The organism is Opitutales bacterium (assembly GCA_013215165.1).
Lineage (GTDB): Bacteria > Verrucomicrobiota > Verrucomicrobiia > Opitutales > JABSRG01 > JABSRG01.
Genome location: JABSRG010000087.1, coordinates 1 through 8,911 on the forward strand (window position 1 = coordinate 1; position 8,911 = coordinate 8,911).

An 8,911-nucleotide genomic window follows, 5' to 3' on the forward strand; every position below is an offset into this window, starting at 1 on the left:
TGACTTCCTTGATCGGAAGTCCGCCAAAGCCAACCACTTTTTAATTTTTTAGCGCATCCCTATGGGATGGCTGTGATCCTACATATGAAAGCCGTCCCTTTTGCTTACATCGAAGCCATCTTGGCAGCGATGTTGATGTCCACCGTCCCCGTGGTCATTCGAGGTATCGAGGCAGACGCCTGGGTCATCGGTATGTTTCGCCTAGTTTTTTCCACCCTGATCGTGGGCACCGTGGCGCTACGGGCGAAGAAGTTCATTCAGCTCAATCGCAAACAATGGGGCGGGCTGATATTTATAGGTATTTCATTCGGACTGCACTGGATGGGTTTCTTTTGGAGTATCAAGCTTGCCAGCGCGCAGATGGGCATGATCTCAGTCTCGACCTACGGGATTTGGGTGATGATCCTCGGAGCACTTTTTCTCGGGCACCGCATGACGCGATTTCACCTAGTCGGCCTGAGTATGGCTATCGCAGGAACCGTCCTAACCGGTGGAAGCATCGACTTTAATGCCTTGGGCCCCTACGCGCTCTGCGGCTTTATCAGCGGCGTCGCTTCAGCCTTTTTCTACGCGATCTTACCGATTTTCCACCAGCGCATGACCGCCGTGCCCATGTCACAACGCACGCTGGCTCAATATGGTTGGGCGATCCTGATCTTCTTGCCCACCGCCCCTCTCGGCGATTGGAACCTCTCTGCCGGGAGCATTTTGGGTCTCATCTATCTAACTATTTTCGGCACTGTGATCAGCCATACACTGTGGATCAAAGCTACCAGCGCCCTTCCCACGACGGTTTCAGGTATCCTATACTACTTCTACGTGCCTACGGGCTGCGTCGTGAGCTACCTGACCCTGGGAGAAAAACTAACCACCGGTCAGATCGTAGGCGCAGTGTTGATTGTAGTTGGCTCAATCGTTGGAATCGTTGGACCCAATTTCCGGAAAAGCACCGGCCGGCCCGACCCGCAATAGCCCCTATTTTCCCTGCTTCTCTAGCTTACCGAGAATCCCCACGATAAAACTTTCGGAGTAACCAGCTAAGAAGCACCAAACAAACAACTGCCCCAAGTCAGTAACGGTAGCCGGGCGCAATTTAAATACTGTCTGCATCGTCAACAACTGCCCAGAAGCATCAGGGCGGTCGAAAGACGGAAAAAGATTCGTGGCGATGAGCCCTTCCCCATCCACGCCAGTCAGAATACCCGACATAAAAAGCAAATAAGCCACCCCGGCCATAAACGCACCGTATAAACCGGGCTGTAATACAGCGACCCAACCACGGCTCAAACGCAACAAACCCTCCGCATCTACCTTCGGCACACGCCGCACCAAAGCTAGCAATGCCCCGAGTCCGCCAACCAGGAGGCACAGAGGCGTTGCCCCCAATTTCTCGGGATTAGAAAGACTGGCTAAAACAAGACCCAAGATGATGATGAGCAATCCAGACTGAATCCAAAATAACCGATTCATGATCTGGCTCTGCAACTGCACTCGGTGCTCAGAGGTCATCGCATCCATCACCGCACGTTGAGGATAGGAACCGAAGCCGGCAATACATGACTTTCACTTTTCTCGCCGGCGAGAATCCGCTCATCTCAATAGAGATTCGACAAGCAGCACTCTTTGGCCTCATTCATCATCATGGACTCAGAGTCAGCGCGCGCCGTAGTCGATACCTGGATGGAAATCTTGGGCTACACCGGGCCATACTTCATGACCGAGTTACCAGGTGGATTTTCCGGCGATATATTGTGGCTGGCAGAATCACCAAAAGATGCCTTCGAGCCTTTTGTAGCACGATTCTTCCCGATGTCGCGAGCAGGGCGTTTTCAAAACGTATATAAGACTTTAGAGATCTGCCAAGCCGCACAATTTCCGGCAAACTGTCCCATGATGCTCGATCTTCCCGAGAAGATAGAAGAGGAAGATGCCGCCCGTGTCTGGGGAGGTATGGCCTACAGCTATATTCGCGGACATTCGCTTGGGCGGACACTGCTTCAGCATAATTCTGAGACTGCTTACGCGCTCGGCCAAGAAGCTGGAAAGCTACTCTACCGTTTTCACAGCCTCGACATTCCCTGTCGCCCTCGCGCAGATGTCGTGAGAAAAACCATCCTCAAATATGAACGCTCTCAGGAAGCGCTCTACCGCTTGGGGATTTCGTTCGCCGGCCAAGATCAAATCGAACCCTTCATCGAGGAATCCTTGCCTAAAATGACAAGCTGGCCCGTGACGCGCGTCCATGACGACTTCCACCCCCGCAACCTGATCGAGAAACAAACGCGCATTCAGGGCGTCATCGATTTTGATCGGATGGATGACGACGATCCCATCCAAGACCTGCGGAAAATACCTTGGTTTACCCTTCCTCTGAGCGCAGAATTCGCTTCGGCTCAATTTCAGACCTATGCTGAAGTCGCCCAAGCCCCAGACCTGTGGCAGCGCTACAATCTCTATGTTGCGATGAGCATCTCGGCATCACTGGTCTGGATGGCAGGCCGCGAAGATCGCGCAGGCTTAACCCGCTTTCAGCAACAGATCATGGAAATCGTCAATACTCACGACTTCCACGACGGCGGCCCACCGAGTTGGTTTCAAGAAAGCCATTAGAGTTAAATCCAAATTATTAATAAGGCCTGTTGGTAAAACTCATCTCGGGCCTCTCAACCGATAATCTACAGCCGGCTCGGCGAGCTGGCGCCACCACACAACCACCTTTCGTAGGGTGATCGCGACAGCGATTGCCCCAAGGCGGATGGACACCACAGCCGGACCAACGTAGCTTAAACGAGTCCCGTCCTACTGATAATCCGCGGGTTTAAAGATGCGGAAAGTCGTGGGCTCTGTGTCGACTGCTGAGAGCGCGGTGAGTGCAACGACAGCGCGGGACATGGCCGATTCGTTGGTCTTGTGCGTGGTCAATACGATCGAGGCAAAGGGTTCGCCCGTAATCTCAGTCTGGCGCACGGAAGCAATGCTGATTTCGTGCTCAGAAAGGACTTTGGCTACTTCGGAGAGGGTGCCGACCTCATCTTGGACGCGGATACGACAATAGAAAGCTGTCTCAATATGTTCAGGTGCAGCCAGCTGAACTTCCTCCTGAATGTCCAGGCCCGTATCGTCCTTGGTATCGAGCGAACTCGAACGTCGTGCCAGCGCGATCACGGCATCGGCGATGTCGCCAATAACAGACGAAGAGGTCGCGTCTTGGCCAGCTCCTCGGCCAATGAGAACCGTCGTGCCCACTACGTCGCCCGTAATACTCACACCATTGTAGACCTCATCGACATCGGCAATCACTTCGCCCTTTGCAATCAGACAAGGGACTACGCGAAGCCAAAGCGCATTGGTCTCAAAATTCCGCGAGATAATGCCGAGGAGTTTTATCTTATAGCCGAGGCGGTTGGCCATATGGATGTCTTCAGCAGTGATCTTACGAATGCCTTCAACAACGGCCTCGCCATCGAGATCGAGCCAGCGTCCATGAGCTAGGTAAGCCAGAATGACGGCCTTATGGGCCGCATCGATTCCATCGAGATCCAGTGACTCGTCAGCTTCGACGTAGCCGAGATCTCTCGCATCTTGAAGGGTTTCCTCAAAGGCGAGCCCCTCACGCGCCATCCGTGTCAGGATGTAGTTTGAGGTGCCATTCAGGATTCCGAAAATCAGTTTGAAGCGGTTGGCCACAAGGCCTTCTTGCAGAGCTTTAATCACCGGAATTCCCCCAGCGACACTGGCTTCAAAGAAAAAGGGTGCGCCATTCTCACGCGATACCTGGAAAAGCTCCTTACCGTAGTCACAAATCAAGGCTTTGTTAGCAGAGACCACTGCTTTACCGTTTTTGAACGCGGCTAGGGTGAGGTCGCGGGCAAGGTCAGTCCCCCCCATCAACTCACAAACAATATCAATGTCTGGATCGTTGACGATACTCTCCAAGTCGGTGGTGATGCATGAAGGATCGATTGCGATATCGCGGGGTTTGTTGATGTTGCGGACACCAGCGCGGGTAATCTCGAGACGCACACCAAGTCGAGCCTCAAGGGCCTGACGGTTATTCTCGATATTCTTCCAAACGCCTTGGCCGACTGTGCCGAGGCCGAGGAGTCCGATGCGAATGACGGATGGATCGTTCATGAATTACGTAAAAAGCGATTTTCGGTGCCATTGAGCAGGCGCTTTATGTTGGCCTTGTGCCGCACCAAGATGAGTAGAGCAATCAGGCAAGAAAACGCGATGTAAGACCCAGACATCCCAAATAGAAATGCGAGCAGCGGCATGCTCAAACCAAACAAGATCGATGCCAGGGACACATAGCGTGAGGTATAAAATGCCATAAGCCATACCCCAAGTCCGGAAAAGAGAACCAGAGGCATCATAGCTAGCAGGCCACCCATGGTCGTCGCCACGCCTTTCCCTCCTTTGAATTTGATAAAGACCGAGAAGCTGTGACCGAGAATCGCAGCGGCGAGACCCAAGATCGAAAGAATCTCAGGATCCGACTGCACTCCCATGGATTGCATCTGCGGCCACCCAGCAGCGACAAACCCCTTGAGCGCATCCAGCGCAAAACATAGATTCCCGGGGCCCTTTCCCAAAACCCGTTTGACGTTGGTCGCCCCAGGATTACCGCTCCCCTCCGCAAAAATATCGACGCCTTTACTCTTGGCGATGATGACCGCGAAAGAAACGGACCCAAACAAGTAGCCGATGACGAGGACAGCAATGATCTCAATGGGAAACATAAAAGGGCTTTCAGCCGTCTAAAAACGCACCACGCGCGTTTTCAGGATCGCCTGATGGTTACTTATCCGCGCCATCGCCGCATCCGTTGGTTCTGAATCGAGTTCAAAGACCGAGATGGCGGTGCCCCCCTCCATGCGCGCGAGTGACATGTTGGCGACGTTAACACTCTCCTCACCGAGGATGGCACCGATATTACCGATGATGCCAGGAACATCATTATTTTGCAGACAAAGCAAGGTGTGGGTGGGAGTAAAATCGATAGCGCGCCCATCGATGTTTACGATGCGCGGCTGGTTGTATTTGCCGATGAGCGTGCCAGCTGCCGACGCGATCAGGTCACCATTCTCACAATAAGCCTCAACCTGGATCAATTCGCTGTAATCCCCCTCATCTGAAGACTTGATCGCTGTCACCTTGGTGCCCAGTTCTTTCATCTTGGCCGGCGCATTGACATCGTTGGCTGCTGCAGTAATGCGAGAAAGGAACCCAAGTTGGATAGCGCGCGTGAGGGGCTGAGCATCGAGCTCTATAATCTTTCCGGAGTATGTGATCTTCAACTCCCCGACCTGACGATGGGCCAGTTGCTGAATAAAGGTGCCAAGGCGTTTCCCAAGTGTGAGGTAAGGAGCGAGCTTCTCTAAAGTGCGCGCGTCCACCGAGGGCATATTCACTGCATTCTGGATGACACCCTCCTTTAGCGTGGCCGTAATCAATTCTGCAATTTCGATTCCCACACTCTCCTGAGCCTCCGCCGTCGACGCACCGAGATGCGGGGTGAGGACCACATTGTCCATACTGCGGAATGGATGGTCTTCAGGAAGCGGCTCTACCTCGAATACGTCCAATCCCGCCGCTGCGACCTTGCCAGCCTCAAGCGCTTCAAGCAGGGCAGCTTCCTTGATGATGCCACCACGAGCGACATTGAAAATACGCACACCATCCTTCATCCGAGCAAAAGCAGCCTCATCGACCATATGCCGCGTCTCGTCAGTCAAAGGCATATGCACCGTAATATAGTCGGCCCGCTCAAATCCAGTATTGAGATCGACACACTCGATGCCCAATGACTTCGCCCGGTCCTCCGTTAGGTAAGGATCGTAGGCCAGCACATTCATCCCAAATGCCTGAGCACGCAGTGCCACCTCGCGACCGATGCGACCCAGCCCGAGGATCGTCAGCGTCTTCCGATAGAGCTCTTTTCCCGGATACTCTTTGCGGCCCCATTTACCAGCCTTCATGGATGCTGCTGCCTGCGTTATGGGACGTGTGCCACAGATCATGTGGGTGAAGGTTAATTCCGCCGTCGCGATCGTATTACCGCCAGGCGTATTCATCACGACCACGCCATGCTCCGTCGCCGCCGCCAAATCGATGTTGTCCACACCGACGCCAGCACGACCTACTGCCTTAAGCTGTGGAGCTGCAGCGAACACATCGGCTGTGATCTTAGTCTCACTACGCACGGCAATCGCGGATACATCTTTTACCAGATCGAGGATCTTCTCGGGTGACGAACCGTAGGCCTCGATGACTTCAAAGCCTTCCTGTTCTTTCAGAAAGGCCACACCAAGAGGAGAGATACGGTCGGCTACTAGGATCTTCATGAGTGAGTTGGGTTTTCGGAAAATCGCGAAGCGGAGGAAAAAAGCACCCGCCGCCGGAGATGGCAATCCGGTATTACAGTAGAAATTCGCCAAGTCTAAGGCTCGACGGGATTCATTCGCGAATGGATGCAGATCTTCGCGGATAGTTTTAGGTGCGTTTTGAGCAACAAGTTCCTCGATACATTTTGGACCTAAATCACAACTATCCCACAGATTACGCAGATATTCACAGATCTTTATGAATAAGAGAGATTTACGAAAAAGAGAATCGTCCACGAAATTCTGTGAGATAAGGCGTATTGATACTTCGCCAATTCGAAGGATATCCATGTAACTTTCATCCTTCTGGAGAATAATCATAAACACCTGATAACAAAATACTTATATATGCAATCTGTGGTTCATGGAAAATTAGGATTTCTATGCGGTGACTGTGAACCTAAATGCATAAAGAGCCCAAAAAATTAGCGTTTATTCGCGTCCATTCGCGGATGAAATTGCACCAGTGAAGAGCAATGTCTCCATGCGTTCCATCAATTGTTAACCAGATATAATTTAAGGATAACTTATAAGCTTGCCACAGCTTACTACGGAATCATGGTCCCGCCACTTCTATGCATCACTCGACTCACAAACGACTCATTCCAGTAATCGGCTGCGCGCTCTCATTTCACGTCCTAGCCGCTAACGAACGCCAAAATTTATCTATTCTCGATCCCTATGTGCTCACGGCAAACCCGGTAGCCAACTCCACTCCCACGACCACCTTTGAATCCCCTGTCTCCAGCCTGACCTACTCACCGTGGGTGGACGTTCAGGCGCGAAATTTGAATGAACTGCAAGGGGACATTGCGGTGCGCGGGGGGACCTTTGAAAATACTGGGTTTATTATCGGGGGCTTGCCAATCATGGATCCACAGACCGGACATTATGCTGCCGAGCTCCCCATCAGCAGCCGTATGCTAGCCGATCCGGAAGTCGCTTTAGGCTCCGCCCAAACCCGTAAAGGTTTCAACGCCTCCGTCGCTTCGATCTCTCTAGACTTTGCATCAGCCCAGTCCGCTTTCAGTCACCGCATTTTTGCCGGGTCGGATGCCTTATTCGGATTCGACCTTTATGGGGCACAGGCCTTCGGAGCATCGGGATGGGCTGGTGAATACAGCATCGCATACTCCGAGAATAACCAAGAGGACTTCGGCGCAGACCACCAATTCGAGCGCATTACGGGTCGAGTAGAGTGGGTCGATGAGGACTCACGTTTCAATTTTATGGTTGGACACCAGGATAAGGAGTTTACATGGCCCTATCTTTACGCTCTGCGCGAACTACATGATTTAGTGGGTTCAAGTGGCATCGAAGGCGAAGACGTCGAGACCACCCTTCTACTGGCAACTTATGAGCGCCAATCCGGGGATATAAACTGGGAAATTGGTGCAGCTTATCGCCAAAATTTGGACGACTACGAATTTGATGTGGCACAGCCCGGACTCTTCAACGCATTCGAACATGATACCGACTACGCTGTGGCACGCATCGCTGCCGCCGCTCCTCTATGGAATGGACAGTGGACCACGTCGGCACTCGTCGCCTATGACGCCATAAAATCCACCGCGCTGGTCTTTGGAGAGTTCGACGACCGTACCTATACAGCCCTCACCACAGATTGGTCGGGTACGGTCCACGAATCGGGGCGCACCCGCCACTCGGCCAGTTTTGGCCTACGCCTCGACGACACCAACCGCGACAGCACGGCCGTCTCGCCATTCGCACGCTACAGCATAGACGTGGAGCGCAACGCCGGCATATGGACTGCATTCCTCGACCTAAGCCAAAGCACGCAAGTCGCGGGCTACACTGCCATCGCAGGCAATCCCAACGGCGGCCTTTTTCGGGGCAATCAAAACCTAGATCGCGAGTTCGCGCGCTCAGCTGAAATCGGCCTCGGCTTCGACGGCGAAGGTTACGCCATTCGCAGCCAGCTCTTTTTCCGCCAAGACGACAACCTCGTCGACTGGACTTACCAGAGTGGCTCGCTCTTTGCCCGCAAAGCAGAAAATCTCGATCTCGAAACCTGGGGAGCCGAGCTATTTGCCGAGGTCAATACAGCCTGGTATCGCCTCACTTTTGCCTACACCTGGCTCGATAAGTCGCCCGACTACGGCTCTGTCTCTGACCTAGTCGATGCCAGTTTCTACGCCCTAAACTATGCCGAGCATCGGGTTACACTGGGTGCTGTGGTTTCACTGACCGATGCTATCGAGCTCAGTTGGGATAACGAGTGGCGTGCCCAAGAGCCCAACTCCCTCCGCAGTAGCGACGACACAGCCTGGCTCTCCCACCTCAGCTTATCGGCCACAACCCTGGACAGCCGCCTCCGCTTCCAACTTTCCATAGACAACCTGCTCGACGAAGACTTCGAAGAGGTCCCCGGTGCCCCCGGACAAGGTCGCCAGGCTTCATTCTCGGTGTGGATGAGTTATTGATTGGATTTCACAGCCATCCCATAAGACCTGATGGCGGAGATCAAACCTGAGTATTGATGGGCTGTAGCGGTTGATCGTGTC

At 53.1% G+C, this 8,911-nt stretch carries 7 protein-coding genes; 3 read left to right on the forward strand and 4 right to left on the reverse strand.

The features are described from left to right. The first annotated feature begins 66 nt into the window (after positions 1–66). The gene (locus HRU10_14210) at positions 67–972 is read left to right on the forward strand and encodes an EamA family transporter (GenBank protein NRA28384.1); all 906 of its coding nucleotides are present in this window, start codon (positions 67–69) and stop codon (positions 970–972) included. A gap of 3 nt (positions 973–975) precedes the next feature. Here the strand turns inward: HRU10_14210 and HRU10_14215 are convergent, their stop codons facing one another. After that, positions 976–1,470, reverse strand: a complete 495-nt coding sequence (locus HRU10_14215) for a hypothetical protein (protein NRA28385.1) — start codon at positions 1,468–1,470, stop codon at positions 976–978. Between the two features lie 171 nt (positions 1,471–1,641). Here HRU10_14215 and HRU10_14220 point away from each other — a divergent pair, with 171 nt between their 5' ends. Beyond that, the gene (locus HRU10_14220) at positions 1,642–2,610 is read left to right on the forward strand and encodes an aminoglycoside phosphotransferase family protein (GenBank protein ID NRA28386.1); all 969 of its coding nucleotides are present in this window, start codon (positions 1,642–1,644) and stop codon (positions 2,608–2,610) included. Between the two features lie 189 nt (positions 2,611–2,799). Here HRU10_14220 and HRU10_14225 read toward each other — a convergent pair whose 3' ends face one another. Genes HRU10_14225 through HRU10_14235 form a run of 3 tightly spaced genes read right to left on the reverse strand, consistent with a single transcriptional unit; the run spans position 2,800 to position 6,347 of the window. Further along, positions 2,800–4,134, reverse strand: a complete 1,335-nt coding sequence (locus HRU10_14225; GenBank protein ID NRA28387.1) for a homoserine dehydrogenase — start codon at positions 4,132–4,134, stop codon at positions 2,800–2,802. Beyond that, the gene (plsY, locus tag HRU10_14230; GenBank protein ID NRA28388.1) at positions 4,131–4,742 is read right to left on the reverse strand and encodes a glycerol-3-phosphate 1-O-acyltransferase PlsY; all 612 of its coding nucleotides are present in this window, start codon (positions 4,740–4,742) and stop codon (positions 4,131–4,133) included. The genes HRU10_14225 and plsY overlap by 4 nt, the downstream gene beginning before the upstream one ends. Positions 4,743–4,760: 18 nt before the next feature. Further along, the gene (locus HRU10_14235) at positions 4,761–6,347 is read right to left on the reverse strand and encodes a phosphoglycerate dehydrogenase (protein ID NRA28389.1); all 1,587 of its coding nucleotides are present in this window, start codon (positions 6,345–6,347) and stop codon (positions 4,761–4,763) included. A gap of 614 nt (positions 6,348–6,961) precedes the next feature. On the opposite strand from HRU10_14235, the gene HRU10_14240 reads away from it, so the two are divergent. After that, positions 6,962–8,830, forward strand: coding sequence for a hypothetical protein (locus HRU10_14240; protein ID NRA28390.1), 1,869 nt, complete (start codon positions 6,962–6,964; stop codon positions 8,828–8,830). Positions 8,831–8,911 lie beyond the last annotated feature (81 nt).

Coding starts and splice junctions, on each gene's coding strand:
- HRU10_14210 (NRA28384.1), top strand. CDS start 67: ATGGCTGTGATCCTACATATGAAAGCCGTCCCTTTTGCTTACATCGAA.
- HRU10_14215 (NRA28385.1), bottom strand. CDS start 1,470: ATGAATCGGTTATTTTGGATTCAGTCTGGATTGCTCATCATCATCTTG.
- HRU10_14220 (NRA28386.1), top strand. CDS start 1,642: ATGGACTCAGAGTCAGCGCGCGCCGTAGTCGATACCTGGATGGAAATC.
- HRU10_14225 (NRA28387.1), bottom strand. CDS start 4,134: ATGAACGATCCATCCGTCATTCGCATCGGACTCCTCGGCCTCGGCACA.
- plsY (NRA28388.1), bottom strand. CDS start 4,742: ATGTTTCCCATTGAGATCATTGCTGTCCTCGTCATCGGCTACTTGTTT.
- HRU10_14235 (NRA28389.1), bottom strand. CDS start 6,347: ATGAAGATCCTAGTAGCCGACCGTATCTCTCCTCTTGGTGTGGCCTTT.
- HRU10_14240 (NRA28390.1), top strand. CDS start 6,962: ATGCATCACTCGACTCACAAACGACTCATTCCAGTAATCGGCTGCGCG.